Origin of the sequence: Moraxella nonliquefaciens (assembly GCF_001679005.1) — a bacterium.
Lineage (GTDB): Bacteria > Pseudomonadota > Gammaproteobacteria > Pseudomonadales > Moraxellaceae > Moraxella > Moraxella nonliquefaciens.
The window spans coordinates 15,296-32,037 of the sequence record NZ_LXTW01000023.1; the positions used below are offsets into that span (position 1 = coordinate 15,296).

At 44.1% G+C, this 16,742-nt stretch carries 13 protein-coding genes; 9 read left to right on the forward strand and 4 right to left on the reverse strand.

What is annotated here, in order from left to right; translation table 11 throughout:
- The first annotated feature begins 15 nt into the window (after nt 1–15).
- The 3 genes from A7456_RS06410 to A7456_RS06420 all read left to right on the forward strand — a co-directional run bounded on the left by A7456_RS06410 (nt 16) and on the right by A7456_RS06420 (nt 3,933).
- Nucleotides 16–1,980 carry an ATP-binding cassette domain-containing protein gene (locus A7456_RS06410; RefSeq protein ID WP_067008808.1) on the forward strand — a complete coding sequence of 655 codons (1,965 nt, stop codon included), beginning with the start codon at nt 16–18 and terminating at the stop codon, nt 1,978–1,980.
- Between the two features lie 157 nt (nt 1,981–2,137).
- On the forward strand, nt 2,138–2,770 hold the full coding sequence (locus tag A7456_RS06415) for a J domain-containing protein (protein ID WP_067008810.1): 633 nt from the start codon (nt 2,138–2,140) through the stop codon (nt 2,768–2,770).
- A 158-nt stretch (nt 2,771–2,928) separates the two neighbouring features.
- Nucleotides 2,929–3,933: a YheT family hydrolase gene (locus A7456_RS06420; RefSeq protein ID WP_067008813.1), complete on the forward strand. Its 1,005-nt coding sequence runs from the start codon at nt 2,929–2,931 to the stop codon at nt 3,931–3,933.
- Between the two features lie 206 nt (nt 3,934–4,139).
- Here the strand turns inward: A7456_RS06420 and secA are convergent, their stop codons facing one another.
- Complete coding sequence (gene secA / locus A7456_RS06425) at nt 4,140–7,034, reverse strand: preprotein translocase subunit SecA (RefSeq protein WP_067008816.1); 2,895 nt, start codon at nt 7,032–7,034, stop codon at nt 4,140–4,142.
- Nucleotides 7,035–7,115: 81 nt separating this feature from the next.
- Nucleotides 7,116–8,420 carry a glutamate-1-semialdehyde 2,1-aminomutase gene (hemL, locus tag A7456_RS06430; RefSeq protein ID WP_067008818.1) on the reverse strand — a complete coding sequence of 435 codons (1,305 nt, stop codon included), beginning with the start codon at nt 8,418–8,420 and terminating at the stop codon, nt 7,116–7,118.
- A 374-nt stretch (nt 8,421–8,794) separates the two neighbouring features.
- Here hemL and A7456_RS11415 point away from each other — a divergent pair, with 374 nt between their 5' ends.
- Nucleotides 8,795–8,968, forward strand: coding sequence for a hypothetical protein (locus A7456_RS11415; protein ID WP_156623323.1), 174 nt, complete (start codon nt 8,795–8,797; stop codon nt 8,966–8,968).
- A gap of 43 nt (nt 8,969–9,011) precedes the next feature.
- Here the strand turns inward: A7456_RS11415 and A7456_RS06435 are convergent, their stop codons facing one another.
- Nucleotides 9,012–9,953: a pseudouridine synthase gene (locus A7456_RS06435; RefSeq protein WP_227713266.1), complete on the reverse strand. Its 942-nt coding sequence runs from the start codon at nt 9,951–9,953 to the stop codon at nt 9,012–9,014.
- Between the two features lie 134 nt (nt 9,954–10,087).
- Between A7456_RS06435 and A7456_RS06440 the strand changes: the two genes are divergently transcribed.
- The 5 genes from A7456_RS06440 (at nt 10,088) to A7456_RS06455 (ending at nt 13,726) form a co-directional block, all read left to right on the forward strand.
- The gene (locus tag A7456_RS06440; RefSeq protein ID WP_066884835.1) at nt 10,088–10,414 is read left to right on the forward strand and encodes an ArsR/SmtB family transcription factor; all 327 of its coding nucleotides are present in this window, start codon (nt 10,088–10,090) and stop codon (nt 10,412–10,414) included.
- A gap of 187 nt (nt 10,415–10,601) precedes the next feature.
- On the forward strand, nt 10,602–11,585 hold the full coding sequence (locus tag A7456_RS06445; RefSeq protein WP_067008821.1) for an LLM class flavin-dependent oxidoreductase: 984 nt from the start codon (nt 10,602–10,604) through the stop codon (nt 11,583–11,585).
- Nucleotides 11,586–11,670: 85 nt separating this feature from the next.
- Nucleotides 11,671–12,804, forward strand: a complete 1,134-nt coding sequence (locus tag A7456_RS06450; RefSeq protein WP_067008824.1) for an NADH-dependent flavin oxidoreductase — start codon at nt 11,671–11,673, stop codon at nt 12,802–12,804.
- A gap of 50 nt (nt 12,805–12,854) precedes the next feature.
- Nucleotides 12,855–13,007 (forward strand): hypothetical protein, encoded by a 153-nt coding sequence (locus tag A7456_RS11420; RefSeq protein ID WP_158512501.1) that lies wholly within the window; start codon nt 12,855–12,857, stop codon nt 13,005–13,007.
- A 212-nt stretch (nt 13,008–13,219) separates the two neighbouring features.
- On the forward strand, nt 13,220–13,726 hold the full coding sequence (locus A7456_RS06455; RefSeq protein WP_067008827.1) for an Rrf2 family transcriptional regulator: 507 nt from the start codon (nt 13,220–13,222) through the stop codon (nt 13,724–13,726).
- Between the two features lie 107 nt (nt 13,727–13,833).
- Here the strand turns inward: A7456_RS06455 and A7456_RS06460 are convergent, their stop codons facing one another.
- Nucleotides 13,834–16,197: a helix-hairpin-helix domain-containing protein gene (locus A7456_RS06460; RefSeq protein ID WP_067008830.1), complete on the reverse strand. Its 2,364-nt coding sequence runs from the start codon at nt 16,195–16,197 to the stop codon at nt 13,834–13,836.
- Nucleotides 16,198–16,742 lie beyond the last annotated feature (545 nt).

Here is a 16,742-nt window from a genome sequence, read left to right on the forward strand (position 1 = left end):
TTACACACAATCACCATGATAGAATTTAAAAATGTCGCCGCTTACCGAGAGGGTCGCCTGCTGTTTGATGAATTTAATGCTCAGTTTCACAAGGGTCAGCGTATTGGTCTAACAGGCAATAACGGTACTGGTAAATCCACACTCATCGCCATGATATTAGGTGAACATGGGGTGGATAAGGGACAGATTGACAAGCCAAAAGATTGGCAGATTGCCCACATGGCACAAGAGGTTCACGCCAGTAATCAAAGTGCCCTTGACTATGTACTCTCAGGCGATGTTCAGTGGTATGAACTCAATGACAAACTTCAAAACCAACGTGCCTTGTCTGAACATGACATTGGTGCAATTTACCAAAAATTTGATGAGATAGACGGCTATCGCACACCATCAAAAGCAGGACAGATTTTATCAGGGCTGGGATTTGGTGAACATGAACATGAACGCATGGTCAGTGAGTTTTCAGGCGGTTGGCGTATGCGTCTTAACCTTGCTCGTACACTCATGCACCGAGCGGACGTACTGCTTTTAGATGAACCAACCAACCACTTAGATTTGGATGCCATTTTGTGGTTAGAGGAATGGCTGCTTAAATTTGACGGTTTGGTTTTACTCATCAGTCATGATCAGGAGTTTTTGGACACAGTATGTGGACAAATTTTGCACATAGAGCAAGGCAAGATTAACTTATATACTGGCAATTACAGTCAGTTCATTCACACACGAGCCAAGCGACTAGAACAACAACAATCCGCTTTCGCTAAACAGCAAGCGACCAAAGCTCACTTAGAGGATTTCATTCGCCGTTTTCGTGCCAAAGCAACCAAAGCCAAACAAGCCCAAAGTCGCCTAAAACAGCTTGATCGCATGACTGACATCGCCCCTGTTGTGGCAGATAGTGGCTTTGATTTTCGTTTTTATTCACCCACACACATGGCAAATCCACTCATCACATTAGAAAACGCATCCATTGGTTATGATAAGCCTTTATTAAATAAGGTCAATCTACAAATCACGCCTGACACACGCCTTGGTGTGCTGGGTGCAAATGGGGCAGGCAAATCCACGCTTATCAAGGCACTGGTAGGTGATTTGCCGTTATTAAGTGGTGTTTGCAAATACGCCAAAACCCTAACACTGGGCTATTTTAATCAGCACCAAATGGATGCACTGGATGAATCTGCCACACCCATTGTGCTACTTCAAAGACTGGCAGGGACGACATCGGATGCTGATTTGCGGGCATTTTTGGGGAGTTTTAATTTTCGTGGCGACAAGATTGATACTCAGGTACGTCTGTTCTCTGGTGGTGAGAAGGCACGGCTTACCCTTGCTCTGATTGTCTGGCAACGCCCCAACGTACTGGTACTAGATGAACCAACCAACCACTTAGATTTGCAAATGCAAAATGCACTGATGCTCGCCTTGCAGGATTTTGAGGGGGCGTTGATTTTGGTGTCGCATGACCGTGGTCTTATCACTTCTGTGTGCGATGACCTGATATTGGTATCGGACGGACAAGTAGATGAATTCACAGGCGACATGGCGGACTATGCCAAACACCTAAGATACGCCCGTCTTGCCAAACTCGCTCAAAACAAAGCCACCAACAAAGCCCCCCAACATCATCAAAACAGCAATAGCCAAATCCTAGCAACAAAGAGTGTAACCAAAGCGGACAAACCTACCCTAACCAAAGAAGAAATCCGTAAAAAAAATGCCGAAAATCGCCAAAAAACTGCCCCCTTACGACAGCAGATTGATGCGCTAGAAAAAGAGCTGGACACACTTGGGGCAAGACTTATCAAGATTGAGACTGCCTTATTGGACGCCACTTTGTATGATGATGACCAAAAAGACAGGCTTATGACACTGCTGGTCAAGCAAAGCCAAACTCAAAAACAGCTAAATGATGCCGAAGAGCGTCTACTTGTGGTCATGGATGAGTTGGAGGGTTTAGAGCGAGTGTTAGAGGATTGATGAGACCAACATACATTTTGACATGAGAATAAACCACATAACTTACCAAAGGCAATCTATTGCCCAGCAATCAAATTTTTAACATAAGTTTTAACATAAGTTTTAACATAAAGTTAAATGATAATTTACCCAAAATGACATCAAAATACGATTAAAGATGAAACAACCACTTCCAAAACATGACTATTATGCCATTTTAGGCATATCCAAATCAGCAGATATTGGACGGATTAAAAAGGCCTATCGTCAGCTTGCCCAAACCCATCACCCTGACAGAACAGGTCAAAGCGGATACATCGTGCTGATTAACGAAGCCTACGCCACCTTAAAAGACCCCAAAAAGCGTGCTGAATATGACGTATATCATGCCGTTTATTTTAGCACAACTGGTAAAATCGCTCGTAAATTTACCACCATCGTCAGCCACAATCTACAAAAATCCCCCACTGTCATGGCAAAGCTAAGACAACTAGAACGCCAAAGCCTGGTTTTTGCTCATTTTGCTGAACGTGAACTGCGACCCATGCTCATCAAAAATGGCAAAATCTTATTTGATAAATTTAGCGAATTTATGGCAACTTACAACCCCAATACCCATGCCAACAACACCCATCAATACCCCACACTCATCATCACACCAACGCTTGCCATCCATGGCGGACAGATGAGCTTTGTTCATGATGGTCAAAACATTCGCACAACCCTACCCAAAGGTTTGGCAGATGGCTCACACATCAAACTTACCATAAATGGCGTGGCGGTATGGTTTGTGATAAAAGTGGCCCTCTAAAATAAAAAATGATTAAAACAGGATATGATTAAAATAAAAATTGATANNTATCAATTTTTATTTTAATCTAAGATGATATTACCAGAGCGATTGGTTGCCCATTGAAATTGCACACATCACACCCATTTAGCTTGAATGACTGTTTATAAAAGAGTGCCATGACTGCCCTTGCTACTGATTTTCGTCCACCCTTTTGGCTAAAAAATCCCCACTTACAAACCATTTTACCTCGTTATGTGGTCAATCACACGCCTGATTACACCCGTCATCTTATCAAAGATTCGCTAAATGAGAGTCAAGTGGCATTTGATTATTTTCTTAGCGATGACAGTCAAGTGAACGCCAAATACCAAAAACCGCTCATCGTGCTGTTTCATGGCATGGAGGGGTCAAGCCAAAGCCATTATGCCAAATCATTGGCTGATGCTGTACATGGGGCGGATTGTCATTTTGTGGTGGCTCATTTTCGCTCGTGTGGTGGTGTGGCGGTGTCAGGTAAGGTGTTTTATAATGCAGGTGATACGGCGGAGATTCATCATTATTTAAGCCATTTACAGGATAATTTCACCCAAATCTATGCAGTTGGTGTATCGCTTGGGGGTAATGCTCTTGCCAAATACATGGGCGAATATGGTTCAGATGCCATCTGTCGCTGTGCGGTTGTGGTGTCAGCCCCTGTGGATTTGGCAAGCAGTTCGGTGGCCATGGAGCGACTGCTTGGACGGCATATTTATACGCCTTATCTGCTAAACCCCATCATCAAAAAAGCCCTAGACAATCATCTAACCTCTGATGAGTTAAAGGCATTAAAATCTGCCAAACGTATTGGTGATTTTGATAATGTCTTTACCGCCCCTCGCCATGGTTTTCGTTCAAAAAATGACTACTATCGCCAGTCCTCCGCCTTGCCATATTTGACAGAGATTAGCAAACCCACGCTCATCATTACCGCCAAAGATGACCCATTTTTGGGTGTAACTGCTGAACACTCAGATGTGTCAGCGGATGTGGTATTACTAAACACAACTTATGGCGGTCATATCGGTTTTGTGGATTATGATTATCAGGCTTTGACATTTGATACAGGATTTATCGGTCGGCAGGTAATGGGATTTTTTGACAAGCACTTTGTAGGGCAACCAACAAAGGCAGGCATGCCCTAACATTTTATTTTTAAGTAGCTGTGACTTGTTTTTGGGGCAGGTTGTTTGGGCAGATTAAAAAAGCAAGACTTTAATAGCAAGCTCTACAATCAACCAAAAAGCACCTAAAAGCGAGATTAACAAGCTCACATTCAAGCAATTACAGACAAACACTTAACCCTTAAAGTATTAATCAATTCAACATACAGCAAGATGGCAAGCATTACTTAAATCTTACCATGACATTGCTTATACTTTAAGCCACTACCGCAGGGGCAGGGGGCGTTACGGTTGATATTGGCAGGGATAAAGACATCATCGATGCTTTGGGGTGCTGTGGTATCGCTCACATCTGCCATGCTTTGGTTGGTGTCAGTGCCAGTATTGGCGTTGATATTAGTGTTGGTGTTGGTATTGACATGACCGTTTGGCGAAAGATTTGGCGTGGATGCCACACCGCCCAAACTGACCGTGATACGCTGAACGTTTTGGGTTGCTCGTGGGCGACTTTCATCGGTGGCAATCTCACCCTCTAATCCCATGTCATTATGCTCAAAATGCAGCTGCATCATCTTGGCTTGACGGCGACGCTCTTCTTGGATTTGAGCAATCTCTTCTGGGGTGGCGACATGCACACGTGCCAAGTCCTGCACCACATCTGACTTAATCGCCCCAAGCATGGACTGGAACAAATCAAACGATTCACGCTTATACTCTTGTTCAGGGTTCTTTTGGGCATAGCTACGCAGATGAATACCTTTACGCAGTTGATCCATTTGAGTCAGATGCTCTTTCCAGTGGCGGTCAAGGTTACGAAGCATAAAATCACGCTCCAACCTAGCAGCGTTTTGCTCGCCCATGGTCTCACGTTTTTTCTGATAATGGGCGATGGCAAAGTCAATAATCTTAGCACGCAACCCCTCTTCATCAAGGCGACGGTCAGCATCTAGCCAGTCATTAATCGGCATATAATAACCAAAAGCATCCTCAATCTCATCTTCTAACCCATCAATATTCCATTGGTCATCCACCGAACCTACTGGCACAAACTGCGTGATAAGTGCATTATACACCTCATGGTGCATGGTCTTGATGGATGCTTGCAAATCAATCTCTTCTAACAAATCATCACGCTGTGTGTAGATGACTTTACGCTGTTCATTGGCAACATCATCGTATTTTAACAGACTTTTACGAGCATCAAAATCACGAGCCTCAACTTTGCCCTGTGCATTCTCAATTGAACGAGACACCATTTTATGTTCAATGGCCTCATCTTCTTTTAGACCCATGGCACGCATCATTGACACCACACGGTCGCCTGCAAAAATCCGCATCAAGTCATCTTCTAGTGATAAGAAAAAGCGAGACTGACCGGGGTCTCCTTGTCGTCCTGCACGTCCACGTAATTGGTTGTCAATACGGCGTGATTCGTGGCGTTCTGAACCGATGATGTGTAGTCCGCCTGCTGCTTTGACCGCCTCGTTACGGGCTTGCCATTGACTTTGTAACTCGCTCTTTTGGGCGTCGGTGAGTGCATCCAAATCCTCTATCTCCGCCTGCCAATTACCGCCTAAGATGATGTCTGTACCACGACCTGCCATGTTGGTTGCGATGGTAACGGCAGATGGTCTGCCTGCCTGAGCGATAATCTCCGCCTCTCGCTCATGCTGTTTGGCATTTAGAACGTTGTGCTTAATGCCTGCTTGGTCAAGTAAATACGACAACTGCTCAGATGCCTCAATGGTTGCTGTACCGACAAGCACAGGGGCTCCTTTGGCAGTAATCTCACGAATCTCACGGATGATGCCTTGATATTTGCCCAATTTGGATAAGAAAATTTGGTCATTTAAATCCACACGAGCAATGGGGCGATGGGTGGGGATGATGACCACATCCATATCATAAGTGGATTTAAATTCTGCCGCCTCGGTATCTGCTGTGCCTGTCATGCCAGAGAGTTTATCATACAGACGAAAATAGTTTTGGAATGTGGTTGTCGCCATGGTTTGGTTTTCAGCTTGAATCTCAACACCCTCTTTGGCTTCTACCGCTTGGTGTAGCCCCTCACTCCAACGTCTGCCTGGCATGGTACGCCCTGTATTTTCGTCCACAATAACAATCTCATTATCATCAGAGATGATATAATGAACATTCTTGACAAATAAATGATGGGCTCTAATCGCCGCCTGCACATGAGCGAGCAAGGGCAGGCGAGCAGGACTGTATAGGCTTTCTTTTTCGCCAAGCTCACCCACTTCTATCAAAAACTTTTCTATCTTTTCATAGCCTTTTTCGCTAATCTCAATGGCTCGGTTTTTCTCATCAATCCAAAAATCCTGTGCCACGTTATTTTTATTATCCTCTTCGTTGTCGGACTTTTTTAGGCGAGGAATGATGTTGTTAATTAACGAATACAGATGGGCTGAGTCCTCAGCTTGTCCTGAAATGATGAGCGGTGTGCGAGCCTCATCAATCAAAATACTGTCAATCTCATCAATGATGCAATAGTTTAAGGGACGCTGTTTTTTCTCATCTTTGCTAAACACCATGTTATCACGCAGATAATCAAAGCCGTATTCGTTATTGGTGCCATAGGTGATATCAGCACGATAAGCATCAAACTTCTCATGGGGGGGCTGTTGGCTATAAATCACACCCACTGTCAATCCCAAGAAGCCAAATAGCTCACGGTTAAGCTCAGCATCACGCCCTGCCAAATAATCATTCACCGTAACAACATGCACACCTTTGCCACTGATGGCATTTAGATACATGGCAAGGGTTGCCATTAAGGTCTTACCCTCACCGGTCTTCATCTCAGCAATCTTACCCTCATGCAAGGTCATGCCACCGATAAGTTGCACATCATAATGTCTCATGCCATTGACACGTTTGGAGGCCTCACGGCACACAGCGAATGCCTCAGGCAAGAGTTTATCCAAACTCTCACCATTGGCATGACGACTTTTAAATTCATCGGTTTTTCGGCGTAACTCATCATCAGACAGTGCCAAAATCGTGGGTTCAAGAGCATTAATCTTGTCCACAACTTTACGCATACGTTTTAATTCACGTTCGTTTTTGGTGCCAAATACAGCACTGATGGCTTTTGTTAGCATGTTTTTTTCCAAATTGCACGGAGCAAAAATATTTTAATGGCGGTGATATAGCCAAATTATATGGTAATGAATCTTAAAAAATCAACCAGCCAATCTGGCAAATGCTTTATCAGCACACAACAGCGTCTGTTCAATATCATCATCGGTGTGGGCAATAGACATAAAGGCAGCTTCAAAGGCAGATGGGGCAAGATAGACACCCTGTTCTAGCATGGCATGAAAAAACTGATTAAAACGCTTGGTGTCGGCGTGTGCCACATCATCAAAGTTTTTGGGTAACTCTTTGCTAAAAAACAGCCCAAACATACCGCCCACATAACAACTTGAAAAGTCTATGCCATGTTTATCCGCCAGTTTTTGCAAGCCATTGACCAATTTGGCGGTTTTGGCGGTTAATTGTTCATAAAAATCCGGACGGGTTAATTCATCAAACATTGCCTTACCTGCACGCATGGCCAAAGGGTTGCCTGAGAGCGTTCCTGCTTGATACACACCACCTAAGGGGGCGATACATTCCATAATCTCACGCTTACCACCAAATGCTCCCACGGGCAAGCCAGCTCCGATGATTTTGCCAAAAGTGCTAAGGTCTGGGGTGATGCCAAAATGATGACTTGCCCCTTTTAGTCCCACACGAAAGCCCGTCATTACTTCATCAAAAATCAACACCGCCCCGTGCTTGGTGCAAAGCTCACGCAGGGTGTTATGAAATTCTTGGCTTGGGATAACCATGTTCATGTTGCCCGCTATCGGCTCTAAAATCACGCATGCAAATTCATCACCAAATTTGTCAAAGGCAGATTGTAGTGCTTGGGTGTCATTATAAGGTAGAGTAATGGTATGTTTGGCAAAGTCGGCAGGCACGCCCTTGGATGTCGGCTCACCAATATCTAGCATGCCAGAGCCTGCCTTAACAAGCAAGCTGTCTGAATGCCCATGATAGCACCCCTCAAATTTGACAATCTTGTCTCGCCCTGTGTAGCCACGAGCCAGACGAATGGCACTCATAGTAGCTTCTGTGCCTGATGACACCATGCGAATGAGCTCAATGTGTGGCATGATATCAGCAATCAAATCCGCCATGGTCGTCTCAAATGGCGTGGGAGCCCCAAAAGACAAGCCGTCATCACAGGCGAGCTTTACCGCATCGACGACCTTGGGGTGAGCATGACCCAAAATCATCGGCCCCCACGAACCCACATAATCAATGTACTCACGCCCTTGGGTATCATACATATATGCACCCTTGGCACGGCTTATAAAAACAGGCGTACCGCCCACCCCTACAAAGGCACGCACAGGCGAGTTTACACCCCCTGGAATATGGCGTTTGGCTTTTTCAAATAAGAGCTGGTCGGCGGTCAGTTTAGTCGTTAGTGTGGTCATAAAAATTCCTATTACAAATAAAAGCCATTACAAATAAAAAACAGATGAGTAAATCAACCCATTTTATCATTTTTTGGCGTGGGTGTCTGATTTGATTTGTCCAATGTTTTGGCACGATGACACAAACCAGTGATTTTAATTAATTTTATCAATGATAAAGATTGACAACAATGCCGATGGATTTTATACAAAAATGCTGTTTTTTATTTAAAAATTTCAAAAAAGACGATATAATAGTACAACAAGTAACACAAAAATATTTATTGTAATGATTTATTACATAAAATTACAATAAACAAATCAGCATCACTAAGATTTGATATGGTCATGAGCATCAGCCCCAATGATTTTGTCAATAAGAGATTAGCCGTCCCATGAGCGACAATAAACACCCCACCAAACAAGAGCTTGACGTGATAAGCATCCAAAACACGGACAGCAAAGAACAAGGCTCAGCCTTAGTGGTATTTTTAAAAAAACACCAAAATTTTTTAATCCTACAATGTGTACTGCTGATTTTGCTTGGGGTGAGTTTTTTATTTTGGTAATCTGATACCAAAAAACCAACAGACCATATCGGTAATAAAATCATCATAACAGCAACTGTCGCCTTGATACAAATCTATGCCATTTGCCTGTCATGGGGTCTTTAAATTCAAGATATTTAGCAAGTAGCTGTAAGGGGTGAGTAAAATCATCTTTGGGCTTATGGCACACAGATGGATAATAAGGGTCGTGACAGATGGGCATGCCAAGATGGTTAAGATGAACCCTAAGCTGATGCAGTTTGCCAGTACTGGGGCGAAGCTCATACTTTGCCATGTTACCCCTAAGTGCCAACACATCAATATGCGTGTGCGTGTTGGCAGGTTTGTCGGCATTAACACGCATGAGATAAAACGGCTCACCTCGCTCTAAATGCAAACGAACATCCATCGGCATTGTTAAATTATGATTAACAGTAGCGATGGCGTGATACACCTTTGTGATGGCATGATTGGCAAATAAGGCTTGATACAGATGGCGTGTGGTAGGATTTTTACTCACAAGTATCAACCCTGCTGTCTCTTTGTCCAGTCTGTGAATGGGGGACAAATTGGCATTGTCTGTATCAGCTTTTAGGCGAGTAAGCAAAGTCTGCTTAACATGATTGCCAGATGGTGTTACCGCCAAAAAATGGGGCTTATCCACCACCATAAATTCATCATTTTCAAACAAAATTTGATAATCAAATGGCACAACAACCTCACACGCTAAGCTGCGGTAATAATAAATCGTCCGCCCATGTAGATAGGGTGCATCTGACATCAATGGCACAAACCCACCCTCTGTTGTATCACTCCACACATCACCATTCTCAAAACGTGCCCGCCATTCATCAAAGCTGACATGGGGGAATTTTTGGCATAAAAATACCAACAAATTCTTGGGTATATTGTTTAATTTTTCTAAATAAATACGGCTTGGAGATACGCCGTCTTTCATGGGTGGTGCAGTTTGGAGCATGGTGTGGTTTTTATAAGATGTCAACATGGTTTTATGTCATTTTATCACATTTATCACCTCATTTATCATCTCATGATTTTTGTGATATCACAATCATCTTGACATATCTAAATTTATAGATATAATGATATATTGTTTATAAAATCACCTGCATTCAATTCATGAAATCTACCGACATTTTTAAAGTGCTGGGCAACGATGTTCGCTACCAGATTTTACTGTGGCTAAAAGACCCTGCCACACATTTTGGGGTGGATGCCTTGCGTTGTACAGAAACAGGATTTGATGGTGGGATTTGTGTGGGTGTGATTGCCGAAAAATCAGGACTTGCCCAATCGGTAATTTCAAGCTATCTAAATAACCTACAACAAACAGGGCTGATACAGAGCAGACGCATTGGCAAATGGACCTACTACCGCTATCATTCTGGTGGTGTGGACAAATTTATCCATCAAGTGCGTCATGAGATTGGCGGTTTGTCTGATTAAAATGATATGACATCTTTGGGTTTTGGTTACAGTTTAGGAATAAATCACCATGTTTTGTATGTCCCACACCCCATATAAGATTGATTTTTGATAAAATGACATCATCCGACCAATACCCAAATTAAAAATTTTTGCCCAAATATATCTAAATTATTGTATATGTATAAATATAAAATTGAGAAAAGCCATGACTGATTTATCTATTTTAAACCTTGCCCCCTTGCGAGATGGTGAGACATTTGCCGATGCTGTGGTCGACCTTGTGGCATTGGCACAGCTTGCCGAGCGTCTTGGTTACACTCGCTATTGGATTGCCGAGCATCACAACATGCCATATCTGGCAAGCTCTGCCACAAGCCTGCTTATCGGGCATGTGCTTGACAAGACAAACACCATTCGGGTTGGCTCAGGCGGTGTCATGCTCCCCAACCATTCCCCCTTTATTGTTGCTGAGCAGTATGGTACGCTGGCAAGCCTATATCCCAACCGTGTGGATTTGGGGCTTGGGCGAGCGCCTGGTACCGACCCTGCCACTGCCAAAGCCATCCGCCGTCATCAGGACGATTTTGTGTCAAGTTTTCCTAGTGATATCAAAGAGTTACAGTTCTATTTTGGCGATGATAAGAGCGACAAGGTGCGAGCCTACCCTGCCAAAGGGTTAAATGTGCCACTTTATATCTTAGGTTCTAGTCCTGAGAGTGCTTATTTGGCGGCGGAATTGGGTTTGCCTTATGCTTTTGCATCTCACTTTGCGCCACGCTTTTTAACACAGGCAGTTGAGATTTATCGCAAAGAATTTAAGCCCTCTGATGTGCTTGACAAACCCAAGGTCATCGTTGGGCTAAATGCCATCGTTGCTGATACCGACAGCGAAGCGAAACTTTTGGCGACCACCAGTTTACAGTTTTTCCTAAATGTGGTAACGGGCGAACGTTCGGGCATGAAACCGCCAGTACCAGACATTGAAAGTCGTATCCCACCGCACATCTTATCCATGGCAAAGAGCATGACGGCGTGTAGCGTGATTGGTTCACCAAAGACGGTCAAAGCCCAGTTAGAACAGTTACAAAAACAAGTCAATGCCGATGAATTCATGGTGGTGAGCTATATTTATGACAAAGACAAACAAGCCCGCTCCTATGAGCTTATCTTAGAGGCTGTTGACGGTTAGTTTTAGCACAGTACAACCGAACATAATCACCACAGAGCCATTTAGCCAATTTTAATCAATTTTTTAACTCAAAAGAGAGCACCCCATGACTGACACCACCCCACTTTTTAGCCCTTTTACCCTAAATAATGGTGTAGAGATTCGTAATCGCCTTGTCGTTACGCCGATGACCCACTATGCGTCCAACCCTGATGGCACATTATCTGACGAAGAGCAGGCATTTTTGACAGGGCGAGCGGATGATTTTGGGATATTTATCACAGCAGCAACTTTGGTACACCCAAGCGGTAAGGCCTTTGTCGGTCAGCCGTGTGCCTATGATGAGAGCCATTTGGCAAGCCTAACAAAAATCGCAAGCATCATCAAGCAAGGCGGTGCAAAACCAATTTTACAAATTCATCATGGCGGTTATCAGTCGCTTGCCCAGTTTGGCGAGGTCATCGCTCCATCTGCCATGGATGATGGCACACAATCCGCCAGAGCCATGAGTGTGGACGAGATACAGACAATCATCAGAGGCTTTGGCGTGGCAACTGACTTAGCCATACGAGCAGGCTTTGACGGTGTGGAAATTCATGGGGCGAACAATTATCTGATTCAGCAATTTTTCTCACCCCAAGCCAACAAGCGAGATGATGAGTGGGGAGGCAGTTTAGAGAACCGTTTGCGTTTTCCCAAATGTGTCATCAAGACAGTCAATGATGTTAAAGCCAAACATAACAAGCCAGAGTTTATCGTTGGGTATCGTTTTTCACCAGAGGAGGCAGGCGATGACGGCTTGACAATGGCGGATACTTTTGATTTGATTGATGCTTTGGTTCATGAACCTTTGCAATATCTGCACGTCTCTTTGTGGGATTTTTATAAAAAGGCAAGACGTGGGGCAGACACCAATTTGACACGCATAGAACAACTGCATGAGCGTATTGGTGGTAGATTGCCCTTAATTGGTGTGGGTTGTTTGTTATCGGCTGATGATGTGGTGCGTGCCTACAAGACAGGCTGGGCAGAGTTCATCGCTGTTGGCAAGGCGGTAATGATAAATCCCAACTTTGCCACACTACTAAAAACAGGTCAAACCGATAAAATTGCCACACACATAGACCTCGAGCGTAACGACATCTACAAAATCCCAAGCCAGCTTTGGGCGTATCAACAAAAAGGGCCTGCCTATCTGCCACCATTAAAGGGTGAAAACTGGCAACCTTTGGACATCTGATGGGCGTCTTTGGGTTCTAATTTACCTTAAAACCAATACAGGAGATGAACATGACCAACCCACAATCAACCGATTTGGATGAATTAGACTTTGATGAGGTGGACTTTGATGCCATGCTTGGCGACCTGGCGGACATGAGTGTGATTGGTGGATTTGACAGTGAAAACGATGACAGCTGTCAAGGCGGTGCGTGCAAGATTTAAAAAGCACACCATCTGACCACTTAATGAGCAAATTTTTAAGGCTTTTACTTAACTTTTTAGATTAAATGGTCAGATGGGTTTTTATATAAAAACAATCATTTTATTTGTATGCACTCTCCAAAATGTAACTTATGTCACAAAGGTCAGGCATGTCTTAATAAACATCATGATTGATACGCATATCCCATGTCTTTAACGTTGAGAATGACAGCATGAAACTGACCAATTATAGCGATTATGCACTACGCTCTTTGATTTATTTGGCGGTAATACCAAAAGATGGTGAGCTTGCCAACATTGACGACATCGCCCACGCCTATAACATCTCAAAAGGCCATCTTAGCAAAATCATTCATCAGCTTGGCAAGTTGGGCTATATCCAAAGCGTGCGTGGCAAAGGTGGGGGCATTTGTCTGGCAAAAGACCCAAGCAAGATTAATATTGGCAAGCTCATTCGCCACACCGAAAGTGACTTTGGTATCTTACAATGCTTAGATGATAACAGCAAAAACACAAACAACAAAATCAGCCTGGTCAATATCAGCGATGATGCCAGTGGCTGTACCATCTTTCCTGCCTGCCATTTAAAGGGTGTGTTTCATAAAGCCATGCTTGCCTTTGTGGACGTACTAGACAGCCACACCCTTGCTGACATACTGGTCAATGATAACGAGCTATTGGCACTCTTAGATAAAAACCGAGATAAAACAACCAAATAAGGCACGTTTAGAAAATACTTACAAAACTTTGCAATTTTTTGCGTATTTTGTGATGGCGATGATTGCACCATGATGCAACCACGCCCCAAATTCAATATTAATCCAAATTATTTAAGCCCCGCTTTTTGTAACAACGCCCCAAAACTTCCCACTTTGGCATCGTTTTTGGGCTTGCTAGGTTCACGTTTTGGTCTGTTGTTTGATTTGGCTTTGCTTGATTTGCCCTTAAAATCCCTGCCAGTCTTATCAATATGTGTCTTATCAGATTTTAAGGGTTCTTTTTCGTTGGGCGATTTCATAGAAAGACCAATACGCCCTCTGGATTCATCTACGGACAACACACGCACCTTGACGATGTCTTGGGGTTTTAGTACATGTGTAGGGTTGGCAACAAAACCATCAGAAAGCTCAGAGACATGCACCAACCCATCTTGGTGTACGCCAATGTCCACAAAACAGCCAAAAGTGGTAACATTGGTTACCACACCCTCCAACTCCATGCCGATGTGTAAGTGTTTAATCTCGCTGACATCATCACGGAATTTGGCGGTTCTAAACTCACCACGAGGGTCATGGGCAGGTTTGGCAAGATGAGCAAGCGCTGTTGCAAGTTGGCTAAAATTGTCCGTACTGTCATTTAAGGATTTGACAAGACTTTCATTGCCCAGCACCTCTGATAATGATTTATCCGCCTTACGCAAAATCTCGTACACCAGTTCATAACTCTCTGGATGTACGCCTGTTGCATCTAGTGGTTCACTGCCATCTTTGATGCGTAAAAACCCTGCTGACTGCTCAAAGGTTTTCGCACCCAAGCGTGGTACAGCTTTTAACTCTTCACGGTTTTTAAACGCCCCATTACTGCGACGATGATTGACGATTTGTTGGGCGACATTTTTGTTCAGTCCTGCAATGTGGGCAAGGATGGCAGGGCTTGCCGTATTCACATCCACACCCACCGCATTGACACAATCTTCGGTAACTTTATCAAGGCTAGACTCTAACTCAGCTTGATTAACATCGTGCTGATATTGCCCCACACCGATTGCCTTTGGGTGAACCTTGACAAGTTCAGACAATGGGTCTTGTAATCGCCTTGCAATAGACACCGCTCCACGCACCGACACATCAAGGTTGGGCAGTTCGTGACTTGCAATCTCGCTTGCTGAATACACCGAAGCACCTGCCTCACTTACCATCACCGCTTTGGCTGACAAATCATGCTCATCGATTACCATCTTAATGATCTCTTCTGATTCACGGCTTGCTGTGCCGTTGCCGATGGCGACAAGCTCTACATGATGATCCATCATCAATTTGGCAATTGTCGCTTTTGCCTTATCGTTTGTGGGGTCGGTAAAGGGATAGACGGTATCAGTTGCCACAACATCGCCTATACTGTCAATCACCGCCATCTTTATGCCATGACGAATGCCCGGGTCAACCCCCAAAATAACTTTGCGTCCAGCAGGGGCGGCCATCAGTAAGTGTTTTAGGTTTTGGGCAAATACACCAATGGCGTGAGCTTGGGCATCCAGCCGTCTCTCGGTCAATAGGCGGTGTTCTATCTGTGGTCGCCATTTGGCATGCCACAGTCTGCTCGCTGTCTGTGCCAAAAACTGCCCACGTTCATCCGACTCATCTATCCCAAAGGCATTTTTGATTTGGGCAATAAATGGCTCATCTTCGCCAAGCACAGATAAAGTCAGCACATTTGCCTGTCTGCCTCGAAGCATGGCGAGCAGGCGGTGGTTTGAGAGTTTAGCAAAAGATTCGGTGTGGTCAAAATAGTCTTTGAATTTTTCACCAACCTCTCGCTTTTCTTCACCAACCAGTTTGGCATGAATGCTTGCTGTGGCATTAAAACCCACTCGCACCTTGTCAAATAAATCTAAATTCAACGCCCATTCATCAAGGATGATCGCCTGCACGCCCGCCAGTTGTAACTCATGGGTACTATAATCCACATCAAAACTCTCACCCTGCTCATCTGTTACTACACTGACAGGCGTGTAGTCGGACAGTGCCACACCCAAATGCTCCCCTGCCAAAATCCGCTTAGCAATGGGTGCAAGCCCTGCCAAAGTCGCCTTAGCTGATAAAGTACGGCGTTTTGGGCGATAAGGTTCATAGATGGCATCAAGCTCCAATTTGCTCACGGCATTTGTGATACGCTCACCAAGCTCGTCTGTTAGGGCATTTTGGGCAGTCAAAAGATCTAGCACCTTATTACGGCGAGCTTGCAAATCTCGCTCATGCGTTAAGGCCTTCTCTAAGGTGCGAAGCATGTCATCATCAAGTCCACCTGTTCTGTCCTTACGGTAACGGGCGATGAATGGCACGCTTGCCCCTTCATCCAGCAAGTCGGCAAAGGCCTGTACCTGTTCGGTACGCACGGCGTGATTTTTGGCAAGTTTTTGGTAAATGGTGATGTGATTGATGGGGCTAGGGTTTGAGATTTGGGTATCCATAATATCCTACTGCATGACAATGATAAATGTATTATTATAACAAGTTTTGGGGGTGTTTGACAGACAAAATCCACACACCATCACACGCTCACACTCATTTTCCCATTCACATAAAAGTGCCATGAACGCCTTTGCTGTTTTGCTTATATTGGGCTTACAAGTGTTGATAAAAGAGTTTGGGGCATAAGCGATATGTATTTGTAAGTAAATGCTTACAAAAATTTGCGACTTTTGCGTATTTTCTTACAAGATGACTTTTGGCATAATACACCCATCAGCAAGGAAGACGGCAAATGGACATGCCACCACGGATGAATGCTGATACATGAACCACGGATGATGAATGGAAGACAAAACCCATGCGGTAAGCCCTGACACAAGTTAGGGCTTTATCGTCTCAAAGCACGCCATCTTGCGTTTATCTTTTCATTACTTTTAATGGATTGACATTAAAATTTACCCCATCCAAACTGACAAACTGGCGTAGCACCATACAAAACCCCATGATATAACATAAAAATATTGCTTAATGGTCTGGGTGAGAG

What these genes read in the sequence shown, in the direction of transcription:
- A7456_RS06410 (WP_067008808.1), top strand. Translation starts at nt 16, where the DNA reads ATGATAGAATTTAAAAATGTCGCCGCTTACCGAGAGGGTCGCCTGCTG.
- A7456_RS06415 (WP_067008810.1), top strand. Translation starts at nt 2,138, where the DNA reads ATGAAACAACCACTTCCAAAACATGACTATTATGCCATTTTAGGCATA.
- A7456_RS06420 (WP_067008813.1), top strand. Translation starts at nt 2,929, where the DNA reads ATGACTGCCCTTGCTACTGATTTTCGTCCACCCTTTTGGCTAAAAAAT.
- secA (WP_067008816.1), bottom strand. Translation starts at nt 7,034, where the DNA reads ATGCTAACAAAAGCCATCAGTGCTGTATTTGGCACCAAAAACGAACGT.
- hemL (WP_067008818.1), bottom strand. Translation starts at nt 8,420, where the DNA reads ATGACCACACTAACGACTAAACTGACCGCCGACCAGCTCTTATTTGAA.
- A7456_RS11415 (WP_156623323.1), top strand. Translation starts at nt 8,795, where the DNA reads ATGAGCGACAATAAACACCCCACCAAACAAGAGCTTGACGTGATAAGC.
- A7456_RS06435 (WP_227713266.1), bottom strand. Translation starts at nt 9,953, where the DNA reads ATGTTGACATCTTATAAAAACCACACCATGCTCCAAACTGCACCACCC.
- A7456_RS06440 (WP_066884835.1), top strand. Translation starts at nt 10,088, where the DNA reads ATGAAATCTACCGACATTTTTAAAGTGCTGGGCAACGATGTTCGCTAC.
- A7456_RS06445 (WP_067008821.1), top strand. Translation starts at nt 10,602, where the DNA reads ATGACTGATTTATCTATTTTAAACCTTGCCCCCTTGCGAGATGGTGAG.
- A7456_RS06450 (WP_067008824.1), top strand. Translation starts at nt 11,671, where the DNA reads ATGACTGACACCACCCCACTTTTTAGCCCTTTTACCCTAAATAATGGT.
- A7456_RS11420 (WP_158512501.1), top strand. Translation starts at nt 12,855, where the DNA reads ATGACCAACCCACAATCAACCGATTTGGATGAATTAGACTTTGATGAG.
- A7456_RS06455 (WP_067008827.1), top strand. Translation starts at nt 13,220, where the DNA reads ATGAAACTGACCAATTATAGCGATTATGCACTACGCTCTTTGATTTAT.
- A7456_RS06460 (WP_067008830.1), bottom strand. Translation starts at nt 16,197, where the DNA reads ATGGATACCCAAATCTCAAACCCTAGCCCCATCAATCACATCACCATT.